Raw genomic sequence first — 18,552 nt, forward strand, 5'->3', positions numbered from 1 at the left:
GCGCTACGGCGGAGGAGAGCGGTCAGGAATCCGTGCCAGCCTCCCGCAGGGCGGTGAGGAGGGCGAGCGGTGTCGCGGCCGCCCAGGCCTGGGGGGAGGACGAGTGCGGGTAGGGCACCGGGTCCGGATGCTCGTCGCGCCCGTACCCGGCCATGACCTCCGGCAGCCGCCAGCCGTGCCCGGCCGCCGCCCGGACCAGGCCGTGGGCGACGGTCCTGGCCTCCTCGGCGAGCCCGCGGCGCGCCAGGCCGAGCACGATGACGGCGTTGTCGTGCGGCCAGATGCTGCCCAGGTGGTAGGAGAGCGGGTGGTAGGGGACCTGGCCCGCGGCGAGCGTGCGGATGCCGAAGCCGGAGAAGAAGTCGGGCCGCAGCAGCCGCCGGCCCACCGCCAGTTCCTCCTCCGGGGCGAGGATGCCGGACCACAGCAGGTGCCCGGCGTCCGAGGCGAGCGTGTCGACCCGCCGGTCCTCACCGTCCAGGGCGAGCGCGGGGAAGGCGTGCTCGGGCATCCAGAAGTCGCGGCGGAAACGGTCTCGCAGGTCGGCGGCGGCCTCCTCCAGGAAGCCCGCCCAGCGCGGGTCGCCCCACACCGCGCGGGCGAGCCGGGCCGTGCGGACCAGGGCGTCGTAGGCGTACCCCTGGACCTCGCAGACCGCCAGGGCGCCCTCGGCCCGCGCGCCGTCGGAGAAGCGGATGGCGTCGGCGGAGTCCTTCCAGTTCTGGTTGACCAGGCCGCCGCTCGCCGCGTCGGAGGTGTAGCGGAGGTATCCGTTCCCGCCGAGGCCGCCGTCGCGGAACATCCACTCCACCGCCGCGCGCGCCTGCGGTTCGAGGCGCCCGGCCAGCGCGGGGTCGCCGGTGGCCGCGGCGTGGGCCTCCAGCAGCACCAGGAAGAGCGGGGTGGCGTCGACGCTCCCGTAGTAGCGGCCGTAGGGGACCTGCCGGAAGTGCGCGAGCTCGCCGTGCCGCACCTCGTGCACGATCCTGCCCGGCTGCTCCAGGCGGGAGGGGTCGTTCCGCGTCCCCTGTACGGCGGCGAGCGCGAGCAGGGTGTCGGCGGCCAGCGCGGGCCGGTACGGCAGGGCGAAGAGCGAGGTCAGCAGGGAGTCGCGGCCGAACAGGCCGAGGAACCAGGGGACGCCGGCCGCGGGCACCCGCAGCGCCTCGCCGGCGGGGCCCGAGGTGGGGACGCGCAGCCGCGCCAGGTCGGCCAGCCCCTGCTCGCAGGCCCGGGCCAGTTCCTCCCAGGAGGTGAGGTCGCGGGGGCGGGGCCGCGCGCCGGCGAACTCGCCGGTGTCGGCCTCCAGCCGTTCCCGCACGGTGCCGGGGGAGCCGGGTGGGGACGGTTCCCCCGTACCGTGCGGGACGGCCAGGGCGGTGAGCCGCAGATCCGCCGTGCCGTGGGCGGGCAGCGCGAACCGCCAGGTCAGGACGCGGGCGGTACCCTCGCCCTCGCCGCCGGCGGGGCGGGTCCGGTGCGGCGGCGGCGAGGCGGTGACGGTGGTCCGCGAGGACCAGCTCTCCCCGCGCCGGTAGTGGAAGGCGACCCCGTCCGGGGTGTCGTGCGCGGTGCGGCGCGCGCCGGGTTTCTCGTACGCGCGGTGGTCGGCGCGCAGCTCGAACTGGTCGGCGAAGTCGGCGTCCACGTGGAGTTCGAGCTCCACGACGGTGGGTTCGCCGCTGTTGCTCACCAGGCGGACGTGCTCGGTGAGGGCGCCCTCGGCCACCGCCTGCCGCCGGAAGACGGTGTAGGCGGGAGGATGGTCGCGGGTGCCGGCCGGGGTGAGCACGCAGCCGTCGCCGGAGGAGGTCAGCAGGGTCAGCGGGGCCGGCAGGGCCGGCAGGGCCGGTGCGTCCGGCGGGAACGGCGCCGCGCCGGCCGCGGTCAGCAGCCACCGGCTCAGGTGCCGGGCGTCCCTGACGAACAGCCCGTCCGTCGCGGTGCCCCGGGTGCCGTGGACGTCCCCGTGAGCGGTCACGGCGGCGAAGGTGCCGCTGTTGACCAGCAGGCGGCCGGCGCTCATCGGGCGGAGCCCTCCTCGCCGGATCCGCCTCCGGACGCGTCGCCCTCGGACACGCTTCCGGAGGAGTCGGAGGCGTGGAGCAGGTCCAGGGCCAGGGCGGCGGTCCAGCTGAAGCGCCGGACGCCGCGCCCCTCCCCGGTGTACGGCTCCAGATACTCGGCGAACCCCGTGCTGTGGGCCGCGTCCAGGACCTGCGCGCGCAGCCGGCCCGCCGCCCTCGCGTCGCCGTGCCGCACCAGGCCGCGGTGGACCAGCCAGGCCATGTTGAACCAGCTGGGACCGCGCCAGTAGCGGTTGCCGTCGAACTCCTCCGCCGTGAGGTCGTAGCTGGGCACGAGCCGGACCTCTCCCAGGCGGAAGCGCGGTCCGCGGGCGGTCCGCACCAGGGCCGCCGCGACGTCCTCCGGCAGGCCGGGGACGATCAGCGGGACGAGCCCCGACACGCCGTACCCGGCGATGGGCTCGTCCGTCACCAGGTCGCGGGGGAGGAAGACACCGGCGGCCGGGTCCCACAGCCGGTCGAGCAGGGCGCCGGTCGCCGCCTCGGCCCGCCGCCGGTGCGTCCCCTCGTCCGCGCCGACCACCCGGGCGATCGCGGCGAGCGCGTGCTCGGAGGCGATGAGCAGGGCGTTGAAGGAGGGGTCCTCGACGGCGAAGGCGTGCGGGGTGCGCGCGTCGTCGTAGCCGTGGTCGCGGTAGGTCGCGGCCAGGCGCACGTACCGCGCGTAGTCCAGGTCGGTGGGCCGGTCGGCGGGGGAGCCGTGGTCGAGGTCGGCCCGGCGGAAGGAGTCCCGCGGCGCGGGCTCGACCCTGGCCAGGGCCGCGTCCCAGCTCGGGCTGTTGTCCAGTCCCGGCTCCCACGGGTGCGTCACCGCGGCCAGCCCGCCGCCGCCCAGGTCCCTGGAGACGGCCAGGTAGCGGTGCCAGGCGGCGAGCCGGGGGTAGACGCGCGGCAGGAAACCGCGGCGCCGCGACTCGGCCGGGTCGGCGAGGTGCACCAGCCAGGCGGCCAGGGCGTGAACGGGCGGCTGGACGATTCCGGAGGTCTCGACGGTGGAGGGCGCGCCCGTCCTGCGGTCCGTGCCCGAGGAGCGCCAGAAGTCGGGGCTGGGGAAGTAGGCCCCGAGCGGTACGGACGGGTTGAAGATGATGTGCGGGATCCGGCCGTCGCCCCACTGCGCGCCCAGCAGCGTCTCCAGCTCGCGCTGGGCCCGGCGCGGGGAGAGGTGGCGCAGCCCGATGGCGACGAAGGCCGAGTCCCAGCTCCACTGGTGCGGGTACAGCGCACGCGAGGGAACGGTCGCCGCCCCGGTCCAGTTGCCGAGCAGGACGTGCGTGGCGGCCCGGCGCAGGTGGGCCCGGCGGCCGGTGCCGGAGGTGGCGGCCGCTTCGAGGACGGCGGTCATCCGGCCGGCCGGTGCGGGAAGGAGGCGCGCCGCAGGAAGGGCGGGATCGAGCGGACGGCCTGGACCGGGTCTCCGGTGAGCCTGCACTCGACGGCCAGGTAGCCGTCGTAGCCGATGGCGTCCAGGGCGCCCAGCCAGGCGGGCCAGTCGAGGTGGCCCGCTCCGGGCTGCATGCGGTTGGAGTCGCTGACCTGCGCGTGGCCGACCAGGGACGCGGCGGCGAGGACGGCGGCCGCGGGGTCGGTCTCCTCGATGTTCATGTGGTAGCTGTCGACGCCGATGCGGACCGAGTCCAGGCCGACGGCGCGGATCAGGTCGGCGGCCTGCTCCAGCCGGTTGACCATGTGGTCCTCGTAGCGGTTGAGCGGCTCGAGGAAGAGCGTGACGCCCTCTCCGCGGGCGTGCTCGCCCAGCTCGGTGAGACCTTCGAGCAGCACCTCGCGGTCCCGCTCCTCGCTGCGCGGCGGCTCGAACGGCGGCAGCCGGCGCGAGAACATGCCGTAGGAGGCGGGGGTCTGGGCACCGAGCCCGCCGAGCTCGCCGATGACCGACAGCTGCGACTTCATCTGCTCGATCGCGTCGCGGCGCAGGTCGTCGTCGAAGGCGCCGAGGAAGTGGAGCATGTCCACGCACACGGTCGGCATGACCACGCCGTCGGCGAGGGCCTTGCGCAGCTCGGGCAGCCGGTCGCGGAAGTGGAAGGCCCCCTTGCCGCGCAGCTCGATGGCGTCGTAGCCGGCGTTCTGCGCGAACTCCCACTTCTCCTGGAGCGTCTCGCCGGGGAGCAGCTGCTCCTGGCAGGCGATCTTGAGCATCGTTCGTCAGCCTCTCAGAACTCCAGGACGACCTGGAGCGCGTCGGCGGGACGCTCATCCAGGAGGACGTATGCCTCGGCCGCGTCGGCGACCGGGACGACATGGCTCACCAGGGACTTCACGTCGACGTGGCCGTCGGCGACGAGCCGCAGGAAGGTCCGCTGGAGCCGGTCCACGCTCCAGCGCCCGGCGAGCTGCGGAGGGACCCCGCCGATCTGGGAGGAGACGAGCTGCACGCGGTTGTGGTGGAACTCGTCTCCGAGCCGCAGCCCCACGCCGTCTCCCTGGTAGAAGCCGGAGGCGACGACGCGCCCGCCCACGGTGACCGAGCGGATGGCCTCGTGCAGGGCCGGGTGGGCGCCGCTGATCTCGATGGCGACGTCGGCGCCGAGCCCACCGGTGGCCTCGCGGATCCGCTCCGCGACGGCGTCGGTGCGCGCGTTCAGGGTGCGTGCGGCACCGTACTCCGCGGCCTTGGCGAGCCGGGAGTCGAGCGCGTCGACGGCGGTGACGCGGGCGCCGCTCAGCTCCGCCAGCCGGGTGGTGAGCAGGCCGATCACGCCCTGGCCGAAGACGGCGACGTCCTCGCCGAGGTGGATGTCTGCGGCGAGGACGGCGTTGTACGCGATGGCCCCGACCCTGGCGAAGGCGCCCGCGAGCGGGGCGAGCCCCTCGGGGAGCGTGTGGCCGATCATCCGCTCGGCGGGGACGAGACCCTCGCCGCGGTGCCCCCAGATGCCCCACACCGTCTCGCCGGCCTCGGGCAGCCCGGGCGTGCCCGCGAGTTCGGGGGAGACCTCGACGACCTCGCCGACCTCCGAGTATCCCCAGCCCGCCACGGGGTAGGAGATGCCGGGCCCCGCGTCGCGGAAGATCCTGGCCTCGGGGTCCCAGGTGCGGGTCAGGTAGGGGTTGGTCCCCCGGTAGGCGGTGAGTTCGGTGCCCGCGGAGATGCCGGAGTACAGGGTCCGGACGCGCAGATGGCCAGGCGGCAGGGGGAGCGACTCGCCGGTGGCGATCTCCACCTGACGGGGGCCGGTGAACTGGACGACACGTTCCACAGGAGCTCCGGAAGATCGTTTTTGTGTATCGGTTGGACAAATACCGCTAACTTGTGTCGAAGATATCCCAAACTTAGGTCTTGTCAATAAGCAAAAGTGGTGCTCTGATGCAACACGTACGTAACACGGCGGCAGTGAGGAAGATCTATGCGCAGGCGGTCTCGAAGGTCGAGGGCACTGGCGGCCGCTGTGGCCGTCGCGCTGGGAATCGGGCTGACGTCCGGTTGCGGCGCGCGGGGTGAGAGCGCCCCGGACAACAGGATCACGGTCTGGAGCCTGGAGAACCTCACCCCCCGCATGGAGGTGACCAAGAAGATCGTCGAGGCCTTCGAGAAGGAGAGCGGCGTCCAGGTCGACCTGGTCGGGATCGACGAGGGCCAGCTGCCACAGCTGATCATGTCCGCGGCCGCCGCGGGCACCCTCCCCGACGTCCTCGGCGCCGTCCCGCTCGCCCCCGTCTGGCAGATGTACACCAACGGCCTGCTCGACACCGCCGCGGCGGGCAGGATCGTCGAGGGGCTCGGCGCCGGCACCTTCAACCGCAACGCGCTGGCGCTGACCGGCGACAAGACCACCCGCCTCAGCGTCCCCAGCGACGCCTGGATGCAGATCCTCGTCTACCGCAAGGACCTGTTCGCCAAGGCGGGGCTCTCCGTCCCCGACTCCTACGACACCATGCTGCAGGCCGCGAAGACCCTGAACGGCGGTGAGGTCAGCGGCATGTCACTCGCCACCGACCCGAGCGACGTCTTCACCCAGCAGAGCTTCGAGGACCTCGCGCTCGCCAACGGCTGCGGCCTCGTCGGCCCCGGCGGCGACGTCGGCCTCGACAGCCCCCAGTGCCGGCAGGCCTTCGCCACCTACCACCGGCTCGCCGCCGACTACGGGGCCCCGGGCACGCAGAGCGTGGACTCGACCCGCGCCACCTACTTCGCCGGCCGCTCCGCGATGATCGTCTGGTCCACCTTCCTGCTGGACGAGCTGGCCGGCCTGCGCGCCGACGCGCTGCCCAGCTGCGCGCAGTGCGCCCAGGATCCCGCCTTCCTCTCGGACAACAGCGGGATCGTCACGGCCCTGAAGGGCCCCGGAGCCGCCGAGCCCGCCCAGTTCGGCGAGATCTCCTCCTGGGTGGTCACCCGGACCGCCGAGACCGCGGCCTCGGAGAAGTTCGTCAGGTACATGATGAGCACCGGGTACGAGGGCTGGTTCGGGATGGCCCCCGAGGGCAAGATCCCGGTTCGCGACGGCACGGCCGAGGATCCCGACAGATACCGCGAGGCCTGGCGCGCCAGCGACGTCGGCGTCGACACGAAGAAACCGATGAAGTCGGTCTTCTCCGCCGAGTTCCTCGACCAGCTCGCCTCCGGCGTGAGCGACATGCGGCGCTGGGGCCTCACCGAGGGTCAGGGCGCGCTGGTCGGCGCGACGCTCGGCGAGCTTCCCATCCCGAAGGCGGTCGGCGCCATGACCTCAGGCCAGATATCCCCGGAAGAGGCCGCCAGGGAGGCCGACGAGGAAGTCACGGCCCTGCAGAAGTCCCTCCAGTGAGCCCCCGCGGCCCCGTCCCCCCGAGGAACCCACGATGAGCACCACACAGGGCGCCGAGCGGCGCCGACCCCCCGAGACGAGCCCGGAACCCGAGGCCCGGCGGGACAGGACCCTCACCCTGGCCCAGCGCGAGAACAGGACCGGGCTGGGCTTCGTGACGCCCACCGTGCTCGTGGTCCTGGTCGTCGTCATCCTGCCCATCGCCTGGACCGTGCTGCTCGCCTTCCAGCGGGCGCGGCTGATCGACATCCAGGGCATGGGCCTGCTGTCCAACTGGACCTGGGAGAACTTCGCCGAGGTCTTCACCTCGCCCGGCTTCTGGACCTCGCTGTGGACCACCCTGGTCTACACCGCGGGCAGCACCGCCGGGTCGATCGCCCTCGGGCTGGTCGCCGCCCTCGCCCTTCGCCGGCCCTTCCGCGGCCGGGCCCTGATGCGCGGGTCGATGCTGCTGCCCTACGTCGCGCCCGTGGTGGCCGTCACGTTCGTCTGGGAGATCGCCCTCAGCCCGCAGTTCGGCATCGTCAACGAGCTGGGCACCCGGCTGCTCGGCTGGGAGAAGCCGATCGCCTTCCTGGCGACCCGCTCCCACGAGGTCTCCCTCCTCGGCTGGCAGGTGGAGCTGCCGCTCGCCCTGCTCACGGTCATCGCCTTCGAGATCTGGCGGTACTTCCCGTTCGCCTTCCTGTTCCTGCTCGCCCGCCTGCAGGCCGTGCCCGCCGGGATAGAGGAGGCCGCCACGGTGGACGGCGCCACGCTCACCCAGCGCTTCCGCCACATCCTGCTGCCCCAGCTGATGCCGGTGATCGCGCTGCTGTCGGTGCTGCGGTTCATCATGACGTTCAACAAGTTCGACGACGTGTACCTGCTCACCGGGGGCGGCTCGGGCACCGACGTCGTCGCGGTGCGGGTCTACGACTTCCTCACCGCCCGCTACGACGTGGGGGCGGCGGCCGCGCAGGCCCTGGTCCTCGCGCTCGTCCTCGCCGTGCTGCTCGGCATCTACTTCAAGTTCTTCGCCAAGAGGGTCCAGGAGGAGGCGTCATGAGCCGCGCACAGGTCGAGGAGAGGACCTTCGCCGTCCTGCGGTGGGTCGTGATCGCCTTTCTCGCGGTCATCACGCTCTTCCCCTTCTACTACATGCTGCTGCTGTCGGTGAAGCCCATCGACCAGCTGCTGCTCGACCCCGGCCGGCTGTGGGTGACCCTCTCGGAGCTCACGTTCGACACGTACCGCAACGTCCTGCAGTCGGTCGAGGACGGCGGCCAGGGCTTCCTGCGGATGCTCGGCAACTCCGCGCTCGTCGCCCTCGCCACCGTGGCGCTCACCCTGCTGGCCTCGGTGCCCGGCGCCTACGCGGTCAGCCGCCTGCGGTTCCTCGGTGGCCGCCAGGTCAGCGCGGTGTTCCTCGCCGTCTATCTCTTCCCGTCCACCCTGCTGGCGGTCCCGCTGTTCGTGATGTTCGCCAAGATCGGCCTGCAGGGCAGCCTGACCGGGCTCGTCATCGTCTACATCGCGCAGACCGTGCCCGTCTCCATCTACATGCTGAAGAACTACTTCGTCACCATCCCCAAGAGCGTCGAGGAGGCCGCGGCGCTCGACGGCTGCTCGCGGGCGCAGATCCTGCGCCGGATCGTGCTGCCCCTGGCCGCGCCCTCGCTCATGGCGACCGGCCTGTACGTCTTCATGATCGCCTGGAACGAGTTCCTGTTCGCGCTGCTCTTCCTCGCCGCCGCCCCCGACCAGTGGACGGTCTCGCTGGGCCTGCAGCAACTCGCCAACGGCATCGAGGTCCCCAAGACGGTTCTCATGGCGGGGTCGGTGGTCCTCACGATTCCCGTGGTAGTTCTTTTCTACGCCGCGGAGCGACTCCTTACCGAGGGTCTCACCAGCGGCGCGGACAAGAGCTAGAGCCGAGGAGAGACACACCGGATGGCAACGCCCTGGACCACCGCAGGCCACCTCCTGGAACTGATCCGCACCGGGCAGGCGCGCACCCGGGGCGAGCTCCAGCGCGTCACCGGCCTGTCCCGCTCCACCGTCGGCCAGCGGCTCGACCAGCTCTTCGACGCCGGTTGGCTGCGCGCCGTCCCCGGCGGGCAGTCGACCGGGGGACGCCCCTCCAACCTGCTGGAGTTCGACACCGGCCACGCCGTGGTCCTCGCCGCCGACCTGGACGTCACCCACGCCCGCGCCGCGGTGATGGACCTGGCGGGCGGCGTCCTGGCCGAGCGCACCGAGGCCCTGCCGATCGAGGACGGCCCGGAGGTCGTCCTGGACCGGCTCGGCCTGTGGTTCGCCGGCCTGCTGGCCGCGGCCGGGGCCGCTCCGGAGGCGGTCTGCGGGGTGGGCCTGTCGCTCCCCGGGCCCGTCGACTCCTCGTCGGGACGGGTCGTACGACCGCCGATCATGCCGGGCTGGGACGGCTACCCGGTTCCCTGGCGGATGCAGAGCTCGCTCGCCCGGCACGCCGGGGTGGACGTCGCCGTCCCGGTCCTGGTCGACAACGACGCCAACCTGATGGGCCTGGGCGAGCAGCGCCACGCCTTCGCCGACTGCTCCGCGTTCGTCCTGGTCAAGGTCTCCACCGGCATCGGCGCCGGCGTCGTCGTCGACGGCAAGGTCTTCCGCGGCATCGACGGCGGCGCCGGCGACCTCGGCCACATCCGCCTGCACGACCAGTCGGAGGCCCGCTGCATGTGCGGCTCGTACGGCTGCCTGGCCGCCGTCGCCAGTGGCCGCGCCCTGGCCGGACAGCTCGCCGCCCTCGGCGTGCCCGCCCAGTCGGGCGCCGACGTACGCGCCCACCTCGACGCGGGCTCCCCCGACGCGGGCCGCCTGGCCCGCGAGGCCGGACGGCGCTGCGGGGAGGTGCTCGTCACGGTCGTCACCCTGCTCAACCCCGGCGTGCTGATGATCGCCGGAGAACTGGCGGAGACCCACTTCGTCACCGGGGTGCGCGAGCTGCTCTACCAGCGTGCCCTGCCCCGGGCCACGCGCAACCTGCAGGTCGTCACCTCCCGGCTCGGCGACCGCGCCGCGCTCGCCGGGGCCACCGCGATGGTGGTCGAGCACCTGTACGCCCCCGACCAGGCCGACGCCCGCCTGACGGCGCCGGCCCGTCCGCACCACCGCTCACCTGCCGGAGTCGAATCGTGAACACCACCACACCCGTCGAGGTCGGCCTGATCGGCGCCGGCCCGTGGGCCCGCACCATGCACGCCCGGATGCTGGCCACGGGCCCGGAGACCCGCCTCTCCGCCGTCTGGGCGCGCCGCGCCCCCGCGGCCCAGGAGATCGCCGAGCCGTACGGGGCGGTCGTCGCCGGCACGCCGGAGGAACTGTTCGACCGGTGCGAGGCCGTCGCGTTCGCCGTGCCCCCCGCCGTCCAGGCGGAACTCGCCGTGCGCGCGGCCAAGGCGGGCAAGGCCGTGCTGCTGGAGAAGCCGCTGGGGCCCGACCTCGCGTCGGCGCGCGCGGTGGCGGAGGCCGTCGCCGAGGCGGGCGTCGTCTCGCAGATGGTGCTGACCAAGCGCTACCACCCCGCCACCCGCGAGTTCCTGCGCCGCGCGGCGCGACTGGAGACGACCGGCGCCCGCTCGTGCTACCTGCACGGCGCCTTCCTCGGCGGGGAGTTCGCCACCGGCTGGCGGCTGGAACAGGGAGCCCTGCTCGACCTCGGCCCGCACCTGCTGGACCTGCTGGACGCCGCGGTCGGTCCGATCACCGGAATCCGGGCGACCGGCGACCCGCGCCGCTGGGTGGAGCTGACCTGCGAGCACGAGAACGGCGCCGTCAGCCAGGCGTCCCTGTCGGGCAGCGTCCTGCTGCCCAGGGCGCGCACCCGGATCGAGCTGCTCGGTCCGGAGGGGGAGCTCGTCTTCGACACCTCCGGGATCGACCACGAGGAGTGCTGGCCCGTCCTGCGCGCCGAGTTCGCCGCCGCCGTGCGGTCGGGCCGCCCGGGTGAGCTGGACGCGGCCCGGGGCCTGCGCCTGCAGGAACTGATCGACGCCGCGACGCTGACCCTGTCGCGCTGACCCGGTCGCACTGACCGCGCCGCGCCGCCCACGGCTTCGCCGGCCGTCACCGCTCCGGCCGCCGCGGGGCCGGCCACGGCCGCCGCGGTCCTCCGCCGAGCACGGCCACCGGAACGATGTCCGGCGGTGATCAGGCGGCTTCCTTCCCTCAGCGGCTTCTTTACCGACCACAAGAATGAGAGGATTCAATTCATATAGCTTCATACAGGCTCGGAAGGGAGATCCGGCATGGCTGGGGATGCGGTCACGCGGTTGCGTGCCCTGCGGGCGGAGGTGACCGGCACCTGTCGCGAAGCCGGGTGGCGCCAGGCTCTCACCCAGGCGATCCTGTGCCGGTGCACGGACGAGGAACCCTCGGGCACCGCGACCCGGGAGGATCTCGACGAGGCGGCCGAACACGCGGGCTGGCTCCTCGCCCACGACTGCGACCAGTGGTCCTTCGCCCTGGTGGGACGGGTGCACGAGGTCCGGTGGGAGGACTTCGGCGACCCCGCCGACCGCGACGTCGCCATCACCATGCTCTCCGAGGCGGACGACCTGCGCGAGGAGGGCGCCTGGTTCAGCGCCGCCGACCACGAGGCCCTCGCCGAGCTGCTGCTGAGCCGCCACGCCGACCGGGGCGTGCCGTATGACCTGGACCTGGCGGTCGACAGGCTCAGGGCGGCCCTGCGCGAGTGCGACGACGGGGAGTCGGCCCTCTACCTGCGCTACCGGCTGGGCACGGTGCTGGCCACGCGCGTCACCGGCCCGGGTACGCGGCCCGCGGATCTCGGCGAGGCCGTCGCCCTGCTCGAGAACGTGCTCCCTCACCTGCCGGAGGGCGACCCGGCCACGTACCAGGCGGCGTTCGCCCTGGGCGGGCTCCTGCGGAGCAGGGGACTCGCCAACGGCAGTGCCGCGGACCTGGAGCGGGCGGCGGGACACCTCGGCCTGTTCCTGCGGGCCACTCCCGACGACGACCCGCTCAGGCCGAAGGCGGCGCGTGACCTGGCCAGCACGCTCACCCACCTCGGCGGGACCTCGGGCGCCTGCTGAGACGACACGTCCGGGGCGGCTTCGGGGAGAGGGGCCAGGTCGCGGGAGGAGCGGCCGCCGTGGCGAGGCGGTCAGCCGTCCTCCCAGAGGCGGTCCTCCGGGGTGCTCGACGGCGGCTCGCCCACCCGCGTGGCCACGGACCGCGCCGCGGCCAGCAGCGGGTGCCCCTCGCCCAGGGGCGGGCGGCCGTGGGCCAGCGGGCGGCGGTCGAGCAGCGGCGCGAGGAGGGGCGCCACCTCCTCCACCTCGCCCGAGCCCATCCTGCGCAGCGCGAGGTCCAGCCGCCCGGCCAGGACCAGCGGGTGAGAGGCGTCCAGCGTGTCATCGCCCATCGCGACGAGCGCCGCGCTCGCGGCCTCCGACTCGTCCTCGTGCCCGAGGGCGTACGCGGCACGGGCGGTCAGCAGCAGCCGCTCCGCCTGGCCGGGGAAGTCGTCGTCCATGCCGCGCTCGTCCTTCGCGAGGGACGCGAGCACCCGCGCCGCACCGGCCGCGTCGCCGAGGGCCAGCTGCGCGGTGGCCTGGGCCCGCCGCACCGGCCGCTCGGGCGGGAGCGCCCGCAGGGCGGCGAGCGCCTGGGCGGGCTCGCCCGACGCGGTGAGCGCCATGGCGCGGACCAGCGCCGCCTCGTTGCCCAGCCGGGGCGACACCTGCCGCGCGAACCACTCCGTGGTGACGGCGACCCCGGTGAGCAGCCGCACCGCCTGGGCGGGGAACCCCGAGGCCAGCTCGATCTCCGCCAGGCGCACCGCGTCGTACTGGAGCCAGTAGCCCTCGGGCGGCAGGTGCTGCGCCCGCAGCCGGAGCGCCTCGGTCAGGTGGTGGCGCGCCTGCGCGGGCTGGCCCGCCGCGAGCAGCGCCTCGGCGAGGGTCACCCTGGCCGAGGCGGTGTTGACGCTGTCGGGCCCGAGGCGCTGCTCGCGGTCGGCCAGCGTCGCCTCGGCCACGGTCACGCCGGTGACGACCCGGCCCGCGCGGGAGGCGGCCCTGGCCATCGCCTGCCGGGTGAGCGTGAACCGCCGCCACGCCGGGGCGACCCCGGTGGCGGGGACGCCCTCGGCCCGCTGCTCGTTCACCTTCCGCAGCTCGCGCAGGCCCTCGGCGGGACGGCCCGCCTCCACCAGCACCTCGGCGAGGTTGTGCCGCGCCCGGGCGGTGAGCGGCGTCACGTCCGCGGAGCCGGAGAACTCGCCCGCCGCCCGCAGTGACCGCTCGAAGCAGGACCTCGCGCTCGCCAGGTCGCCCAGGCGCAGCAGGGCAAGACCCTGCCTGCTGGTCACGTCGCACAGGGCCCGCGGGTCGTGAGGGCCGGCCGCCAGCAGGTCCGCCAGCTCCCCGCCGACCTCCGCCGCCCGGGCCAGCAGCGGGCTGCCGTCGAGCAGGACCTGAAGGACCACCTCCAGGGCGCGAGCCCTGGCATGGCCGCCGGAGCCCGCCCGCTCGGTGAACTCGGCGGTACGTTCGGCGGCGTGCAGCCGCTCGGCCCACTCCCCGGCCAGCGGGAAAAGGTCACGGGCGAGCCAGTGCGCGCACAGCGCGGCCGCCTGGCGGTCCGCCGGGCCCTCGGGGTCGTCTGCCATCGACCGGAAGGCCAGCTCCGACAGGCGCTCGGCGCTCGCCGTGGCCCACCCCGCGGGCGGGACGCCGACCGTCAGCGCGGCGAGTTCGAGCCTGGGCGCCAGATACCGCGCGTACGCGGTGACACGGCCCTCCCATCCCGTGGCGGCCGTGGCGCCGTAGACCTCCGCCACCTCCCACACCGGCTGGACCTGCCCGGCCGACGGGCGCTTCTCCGAGGTGGAGATGTCGCCGATGCCCAGGCGCACCTGGGCGAGCATGAAACGCTCCACCTGGTGGAAGCGCGCCACCCTGCGCAGCGCCGCCGTGACCAGGCGCTGCGCGTCGAGCAGGGAGCGCGGTGGCTCCGGTGCGGCGTCGCCGGAGGTGAACTCGTCGAAGGCGTGCTTGACGGCCAGGGCCACCAGCACGCGCCGGCTCCTGACCTCGTTGTACAGCCAGACGGCGCTGCGGCCCCTGCCGCCCTCGGCACCCCGCGGCAGCCGCACCCGCTCCGCGACGTCCTCGGCCCTCACCTGGTGGTAGTCGCCGCCGCGGAAGGCGTCGGCCGACGCCGCCGCGATGGCCGCGAGCCTGCGTTCCTGTGCCGACACCCCTCCACCCCCTAAGATCACCGCACATGAATATATCTCACTATGGTTCGGCGAACCTCAGGTTGACGAGTTGACTATCGCGACGAACGGTCCCGCGTCGCCCCTGGCATCGGCCGTACCGCGCGTGACGTCGGCCGGAACGCGGTCGGAACGCGGTCGGAACGCCGGTTCCCGCGCGGGGGCACGAGAGGGAGAACGTCCCGTCGGGTGATCGGCGGACCGGCCGGAGGGCGGCGTTTCCACCGCCTATTACCGTTCCCCGGCCCGCCGGCCTGGCCCGGTTGCGGCCCGGCGCCTGCGCAGGGACTTCACGAGTGTCCTGGCGACCGCGACGGTCGCCGCGCCCGCCGCTCCGACCAGGGGTTCCCGCTCCTCGGCGGCGGTGGGGCCCGGGTCGGGGTGGATGGGGCCGGCCCGCCCCGCGCGGACGGCCTCCATCTGCGCGGCGAACGCCAGCCCCAGGAAGAGGGCGATCGAGCTGAGGAACGACCACAGCAACAGCGCCATGACGGCCGTGAGCGGCCCGTACGTGGCGCCGAAGGTGCCGCTGCTCTCGGTGTAGAAGGCCAGCAGGAGGGTGAAGACCGTCCACAGGGTGAGCGAGACCAGGGCGCCGAACGCCAGCCAGGTGTGACCGGGCTGTCGCCTGCGCGGAGCGGCGCGGAACAGTACCGAGGTCGACAGCAGCGCGAGGAGGAAACCGAGCGGCCAGCGCACCAGGTTGAACGCCTCCGTGGCCCCGTCGTCCCAGTCGTAGACCTGAGCCAGGGCCCTGCTGATGGCGCCGCCGCCGACCATCACCACGAAACCGGCGGTCATGAAGGCTCCGGCGGTCAGGGCCATCACCAGGGCCCTGCCGTACTTGCGATGGAACGGCCGGTCCCGCTCGACGCCGTAGATGCGGTTCGCCCCCCGCTCCACCTGGGCCATGGCGCTGGTCAGCGAGAACAGGGCGGTGACGAGGCCGAACCAGAGCGCGAGGGCACCCCCGGTACGGCCCGCCTGCCGGTGGCTGTCGGCGAGCACGTCCTTGACCGCGTCCACCCCCGCCCCCGGCGCGAGCCGGCTCAGGACCAGCTCCAGCACCTCGCCGAGATGCTCCTGGTTGATCACCGAGCTCAGCCCGACCAGCGCGATGGCGCCGGGGATGATCGACAGGCAGATCTGGAAGGCCAGAGCCCTGGCGTTGGTCATGCCCTCGCCGTACCTGAACCTGGCGACGGAGTCGCGGACCAGGTGCCAGCGGCCGTATTTGCGCAGGGTCGTCCACGCGTGGTCGGCAGAGAGCTCTTCGCCGTTCATGGTCCGCGTCTGCGGGACCTTCGTCGCTGTTCCCATATCGCCGGACCCGCTACCCCGTGAACGACGTCACGAACAAAACGCCTCCGACTGTGGCCGAGGACACTGGATAAGAGGCCGATTCTGGGTAGTGCAGCCTCATGGCTGAATTCCTCACAGATATCAAGGAGCTTCGGGCGCGGGCGCGCCAGGAGATCGACAAGGGTCCCATCACGTCGGCCTACGGCGCGGATCTGCCCCGGGTGATCCAGGTGTGCAACGAGGCCCTGGCGACCGAGCTGGTCTGCGTGCTCCGCTACAAGCGGCACTACTACACCGCCTCGGGCCTCCACGCCGGGTTGGTGGCCGCGGAGTTCCTGGAGCACGCCGCCGAGGAGCAGGAGCACGCCGACCGTCTCGCCCAGCGCATCGTCCAGCTCGGCGGCGAGCCGGACTTCAACCCCGAGACGCTGGCCACGCGCTCGCACGCCGAGTACGACGACAGCCTCGACCTGATCGAGATGGTCAAGGAGGACCTGGTCGCCGAGCGGATCGCGATCGCCTCCTACACCGAGATCATCAACTGGCTGGGCAACGACGACGTGACCACCAGGCGCGTCTTCGAGGACCTGCTGGCCCAGGAGGAGGAGCACGCCGACGATCTCAAGGGCCTGCTGGAGAGACTTCCCGGCGCCCTGGCCGGCGGGGATTCCCAGGGACAGGGCTGAGCGGCGGGCGCAGGCTGTCCGGCGCCGGGCGCCCGGCCTCGACAGGGGACGACGAGGGACGACGAGGGACGACGAGGGACAGGGCCGGGCGGTCGGCACCCGGACGGTGGGCAGCCGGGCCGCGCCGGTCGCCCGGCGCGGCCCGGCCGGTCAGCCGGTCGTGCAGGAGACCTCGGAGACCGGGGAGGGCACCCCGGAGGCGAGGAAACCGAAGATCGCGGTCGCGCCGGGAGCCAGGGAGCCGTTCCAGGCGGCGTTCCGCGCCGAGACGGCTGCTCCCGACTGGGTCACCGTCGCGTTCCACCACTGGTTGATCTGCCGCCCGGTGAACGTCCAGCTCGCCGTCCAGCCGGTGAGGGCCACCGGGCCGTCGTTCCTGACGGTCACCTCGCCCTGGAAGCCGCCCGACCACTGGCCGGCCGTCCGGTAGACCGCCGTGCAGCCGGTACCGGGCGTGGGGGTCGGGGTGGGCGTCGGTGTCGGCGTGGGTGTCGGGGTCGGGGTCGGGCCCGAGCCGAGCAGCGCGGCCAGCGCGGGGAACCACCGGTCGGCGATCTTCTGGTCGCCCGACGCGTTGGGATGCACCCCGTCATAGGTGTCGTAAGCGGTGCTGAAGCCCGTCCACTGGTCGACCACGACCACCGGCGACCGCGCGGTGGTCCTGCCCGCCGCCCAGCCGGGGATCGCCGCGTTGAGCGCGGAGACCCGCTGCGCGCACTCACCGCACGTGCTCGGGTTCATGGGGATGATCTGGGCGACGAGGATCTTCATGTCGGGGTTGCTCGCCCGCATCTGGTCCACCAGCTTGCCGTACGCGGACAGGATGGTGGCGGTCGGGCGGTTGCTCCAGGCGTCGTTGGTGCCGAAGTGCATCAGCACGATGTCGGGCCTGGCCGCCGCGAGCCAGCCGGGGAGCTGGTTCTGGTCGGCGACGTTGGTGACCAGCGCCCCGCCGTGCCCCTCGTTGTCCCCGTCGTGCGCGACGCCGCAGCCCTGCGGCGGCAGGGTGCCGACGAAGTCGATCCCGGTGTGGCCGGCGTTCACGAGGCGGTTCCAGAGCAGGGCCCGCCAGCATCCGGGGGAGCCGGTGATGGAGTCGCCGAGCGCCATGATCCTGGTGGCCGCCGCCCGCGCGGGGGCCGCGGTGCCCGCCAGGAGGAGCCCCAGGGTCGCGACCGCGGTCACCGCGGCCGTCAGAACCGTCAGAACCGTGCCGCTTCCGCGTGCCGTCCTTCGCATCTCGCGCTCCCGACTCGGTGAGGGCCGATGCTAGGCGCCCCGGATGGGGGCGGGAAGCCACCCGCCCACCCGGGAGGACCTGACCTGCGCGACCGCCGCAGGCGGGGGTGTAACTTTCAACCCGCCCCGATCTCGTGTCGCCCTCGCCCTCCACGCGGGCCCGCGGTGCCGCCGAGCGGCCGGGGACGGGGACGTCGGCCGTCCGCCGGTGTGTTCTGCGCCTCGCCCTTCTTCCGGGGGACGGGAAGGCGGATGAAGGCTCGTGAGAATGGTCATGGCCGGCCGGCGGCGTTCCTGGCGATGGGGAGGCGAAGCACGACGCGCGCTCCCGCGTCGGCGTCCTCGACGCTCAGGGTGCCGTCGTGAGCGTGGGCGATGTCGCGAGCGATGGCCAGGCCGAGACCGGTACCGCCGCGGTGCCGGCAGCGGGCACTGTCGAGCCGGGAGAAGCACTCGAAGACGCTTTCGCGGTCCGAGACGGGGATGCCGGGCCCGTCGTCGGCGACGACGAGCTCGGCCGTGGTCTCGTGCCGGAGCACCTGGATCCGTATCGAGTGCCGGGCGTGCCGGCGGGCGTTGTCGAGCAGATTGGCCACCAGCCTGTCCAGGAGCGCGGGCACCGCGTCGATGACGACCGGGGCCCGCGCCCAGGTGGCCCGCAACCGGATGTCCGGGCCCCCGGTCGTCCGGGCCACCTGGGCGCGGGCCACGGCGGAAAGGTCGACCGGCTGCCGCCGTCCGTGTGCCGCCTCCGCGATCCGTGTGAGCAGCAGAAGGTCAGCGGTGATCGCTTCGAGCCGCTCGACGCCGCGAAGCGCCGCGTCGAGGAGCCGGGGCAGATCGGTCTGGCCGGGATGCAACCGGGCCTCCTCCAACTCGGCCCTGAGACCGGCGAGGGGAGTGCGGAGCTCATGGGCGGCGGCGGCGGCGAACCGGCGCTGAATCAGATCCCCTCCACTGGGCAGGGCCGCCTGGGTTTCGTTCATGTTCACTCTTTCGGCAGGTTTCGGCCGCTGTCATCACCGGCTCGTTCGAACAGGGCGGGACCCGGACACCTCAGCGGGTTCGCGGAAACCGGATCGCCGCACGCCGAGCCCCGGCGCGTCGAGCGTCGGCTCGGCCGGCGGCAGCGGCGTACCGGCCTCCGGCAGCCCGGCCGGTACGCCGGTCAGACGTGCCGGCATCGCGGCTTTCCCCGTTTTTCG

The 18,552-nt window shown here is 73.6% G+C and carries 15 protein-coding genes; 7 read left to right on the forward strand and 8 right to left on the reverse strand.

Annotated features, from left to right (window positions below; genetic code table 11):
* Nucleotides 1-22: 22 nt before the first annotated feature.
* From ACTOQ1_RS26935 to ACTOQ1_RS26950, 4 genes are read right to left on the reverse strand one after another with little or no spacing between them, the layout of a single operon-like run.
* Nucleotides 23-2,026 carry an amylo-alpha-1,6-glucosidase gene (locus ACTOQ1_RS26935; RefSeq protein ID WP_440070791.1) on the reverse strand — a complete coding sequence of 668 codons (2,004 nt, stop codon included), beginning with the start codon at nt 2,024-2,026 and terminating at the stop codon, nt 23-25.
* A complete protein-coding gene (locus ACTOQ1_RS26940) occupies nt 2,023-3,432 on the reverse strand; it encodes an MGH1-like glycoside hydrolase domain-containing protein (protein ID WP_440070792.1) in 1,410 nt (469 codons plus the stop codon). Before ACTOQ1_RS26940 ends, ACTOQ1_RS26935 begins: the two co-directional genes overlap by 4 nt.
* Nucleotides 3,429-4,247: a TIM barrel protein gene (locus ACTOQ1_RS26945; RefSeq protein ID WP_440070793.1), complete on the reverse strand. Its 819-nt coding sequence runs from the start codon at nt 4,245-4,247 to the stop codon at nt 3,429-3,431. The genes ACTOQ1_RS26940 and ACTOQ1_RS26945 overlap by 4 nt, the downstream gene beginning before the upstream one ends.
* 14 nt (nt 4,248-4,261) lie before the next feature.
* Nucleotides 4,262-5,308, reverse strand: a complete 1,047-nt coding sequence (locus tag ACTOQ1_RS26950) for a zinc-dependent alcohol dehydrogenase (RefSeq protein WP_440070794.1) — start codon at nt 5,306-5,308, stop codon at nt 4,262-4,264.
* Nucleotides 5,309-5,455: 147 nt separating this feature from the next.
* On the opposite strand from ACTOQ1_RS26950, the gene ACTOQ1_RS26955 reads away from it, so the two are divergent.
* The 6 genes from ACTOQ1_RS26955 (at nt 5,456) to ACTOQ1_RS26980 (ending at nt 11,931) form a co-directional block, all read left to right on the forward strand.
* Nucleotides 5,456-6,856 carry an ABC transporter substrate-binding protein gene (locus ACTOQ1_RS26955; protein WP_440070795.1) on the forward strand — a complete coding sequence of 467 codons (1,401 nt, stop codon included), beginning with the start codon at nt 5,456-5,458 and terminating at the stop codon, nt 6,854-6,856.
* Nucleotides 6,857-6,890: 34 nt separating this feature from the next.
* Nucleotides 6,891-7,904 carry a carbohydrate ABC transporter permease gene (locus tag ACTOQ1_RS26960; protein WP_440070796.1) on the forward strand — a complete coding sequence of 338 codons (1,014 nt, stop codon included), beginning with the start codon at nt 6,891-6,893 and terminating at the stop codon, nt 7,902-7,904.
* On the forward strand, nt 7,901-8,767 hold the full coding sequence (locus ACTOQ1_RS26965) for a carbohydrate ABC transporter permease (protein WP_440070797.1): 867 nt from the start codon (nt 7,901-7,903) through the stop codon (nt 8,765-8,767). The genes ACTOQ1_RS26960 and ACTOQ1_RS26965 overlap by 4 nt, the downstream gene beginning before the upstream one ends.
* Nucleotides 8,768-8,788: 21 nt before the next feature.
* Nucleotides 8,789-10,015, forward strand: a complete 1,227-nt coding sequence (locus ACTOQ1_RS26970; protein WP_440070798.1) for an ROK family protein — start codon at nt 8,789-8,791, stop codon at nt 10,013-10,015.
* Nucleotides 10,012-10,896, forward strand: coding sequence for a Gfo/Idh/MocA family protein (locus ACTOQ1_RS26975; protein WP_440070799.1), 885 nt, complete (start codon nt 10,012-10,014; stop codon nt 10,894-10,896). The genes ACTOQ1_RS26970 and ACTOQ1_RS26975 overlap by 4 nt, the downstream gene beginning before the upstream one ends.
* A 228-nt stretch (nt 10,897-11,124) precedes the next feature.
* Nucleotides 11,125-11,931 carry a hypothetical protein gene (locus ACTOQ1_RS26980; protein WP_440070800.1) on the forward strand — a complete coding sequence of 269 codons (807 nt, stop codon included), beginning with the start codon at nt 11,125-11,127 and terminating at the stop codon, nt 11,929-11,931.
* A gap of 71 nt (nt 11,932-12,002) precedes the next feature.
* Here the strand turns inward: ACTOQ1_RS26980 and ACTOQ1_RS26985 are convergent, their stop codons facing one another.
* Nucleotides 12,003-14,102: a tetratricopeptide repeat protein gene (locus tag ACTOQ1_RS26985; RefSeq protein ID WP_440070801.1), complete on the reverse strand. Its 2,100-nt coding sequence runs from the start codon at nt 14,100-14,102 to the stop codon at nt 12,003-12,005.
* Nucleotides 14,103-14,351: 249 nt separating this feature from the next.
* Nucleotides 14,352-15,404 (reverse strand): YihY/virulence factor BrkB family protein, encoded by a 1,053-nt coding sequence (locus tag ACTOQ1_RS26990; protein WP_440070802.1) that lies wholly within the window; start codon nt 15,402-15,404, stop codon nt 14,352-14,354.
* Nucleotides 15,405-15,541: 137 nt separating this feature from the next.
* Between ACTOQ1_RS26990 and ACTOQ1_RS26995 the strand changes: the two genes are divergently transcribed.
* Entirely contained in the window at nt 15,542-16,108 is a 567-nt protein-coding gene (locus ACTOQ1_RS26995) for a ferritin-like domain-containing protein (RefSeq protein WP_440070803.1), read from the forward strand.
* 150 nt (nt 16,109-16,258) lie between these two features.
* On the opposite strand, the gene ACTOQ1_RS27000 is transcribed toward ACTOQ1_RS26995, so the two are convergent.
* Both ACTOQ1_RS27000 and ACTOQ1_RS27005 read right to left on the reverse strand, forming a co-directional pair.
* On the reverse strand, nt 16,259-17,347 hold the full coding sequence (locus ACTOQ1_RS27000; RefSeq protein ID WP_440070804.1) for a cellulose binding domain-containing protein: 1,089 nt from the start codon (nt 17,345-17,347) through the stop codon (nt 16,259-16,261).
* Between the two features lie 272 nt (nt 17,348-17,619).
* Nucleotides 17,620-18,333: a sensor histidine kinase gene (locus ACTOQ1_RS27005; RefSeq protein WP_440070805.1), complete on the reverse strand. Its 714-nt coding sequence runs from the start codon at nt 18,331-18,333 to the stop codon at nt 17,620-17,622.
* Nucleotides 18,334-18,552 lie beyond the last annotated feature (219 nt).

This window comes from Streptosporangium sp. OZ121, assembly GCF_051918885.1.
Lineage (GTDB): Bacteria > Actinomycetota > Actinomycetes > Streptosporangiales > Streptosporangiaceae > Streptosporangium.

Bases quoted from the DNA above. Each gene is read 5' to 3' on its own strand.
- ACTOQ1_RS26935 (WP_440070791.1), bottom strand. From the start codon at position 2,026: ATGAGCGCCGGCCGCCTGCTGGTCAACAGCGGCACCTTCGCCGCCGTG.
- ACTOQ1_RS26940 (WP_440070792.1), bottom strand. From the start codon at position 3,432: ATGACCGCCGTCCTCGAAGCGGCCGCCACCTCCGGCACCGGCCGCCGG.
- ACTOQ1_RS26945 (WP_440070793.1), bottom strand. From the start codon at position 4,247: ATGCTCAAGATCGCCTGCCAGGAGCAGCTGCTCCCCGGCGAGACGCTC.
- ACTOQ1_RS26955 (WP_440070795.1), top strand. From the start codon at position 5,456: ATGCGCAGGCGGTCTCGAAGGTCGAGGGCACTGGCGGCCGCTGTGGCC.
- ACTOQ1_RS26960 (WP_440070796.1), top strand. From the start codon at position 6,891: ATGAGCACCACACAGGGCGCCGAGCGGCGCCGACCCCCCGAGACGAGC.
- ACTOQ1_RS26965 (WP_440070797.1), top strand. From the start codon at position 7,901: ATGAGCCGCGCACAGGTCGAGGAGAGGACCTTCGCCGTCCTGCGGTGG.
- ACTOQ1_RS26970 (WP_440070798.1), top strand. From the start codon at position 8,789: ATGGCAACGCCCTGGACCACCGCAGGCCACCTCCTGGAACTGATCCGC.
- ACTOQ1_RS26980 (WP_440070800.1), top strand. From the start codon at position 11,125: ATGGCTGGGGATGCGGTCACGCGGTTGCGTGCCCTGCGGGCGGAGGTG.
- ACTOQ1_RS26990 (WP_440070802.1), bottom strand. From the start codon at position 15,404: ATGAACGGCGAAGAGCTCTCTGCCGACCACGCGTGGACGACCCTGCGC.
- ACTOQ1_RS26995 (WP_440070803.1), top strand. From the start codon at position 15,542: ATGGCTGAATTCCTCACAGATATCAAGGAGCTTCGGGCGCGGGCGCGC.
- ACTOQ1_RS27000 (WP_440070804.1), bottom strand. From the start codon at position 17,347: ATGCGAAGGACGGCACGCGGAAGCGGCACGGTTCTGACGGTTCTGACG.
- ACTOQ1_RS27005 (WP_440070805.1), bottom strand. From the start codon at position 18,333: ATGAACGAAACCCAGGCGGCCCTGCCCAGTGGAGGGGATCTGATTCAG.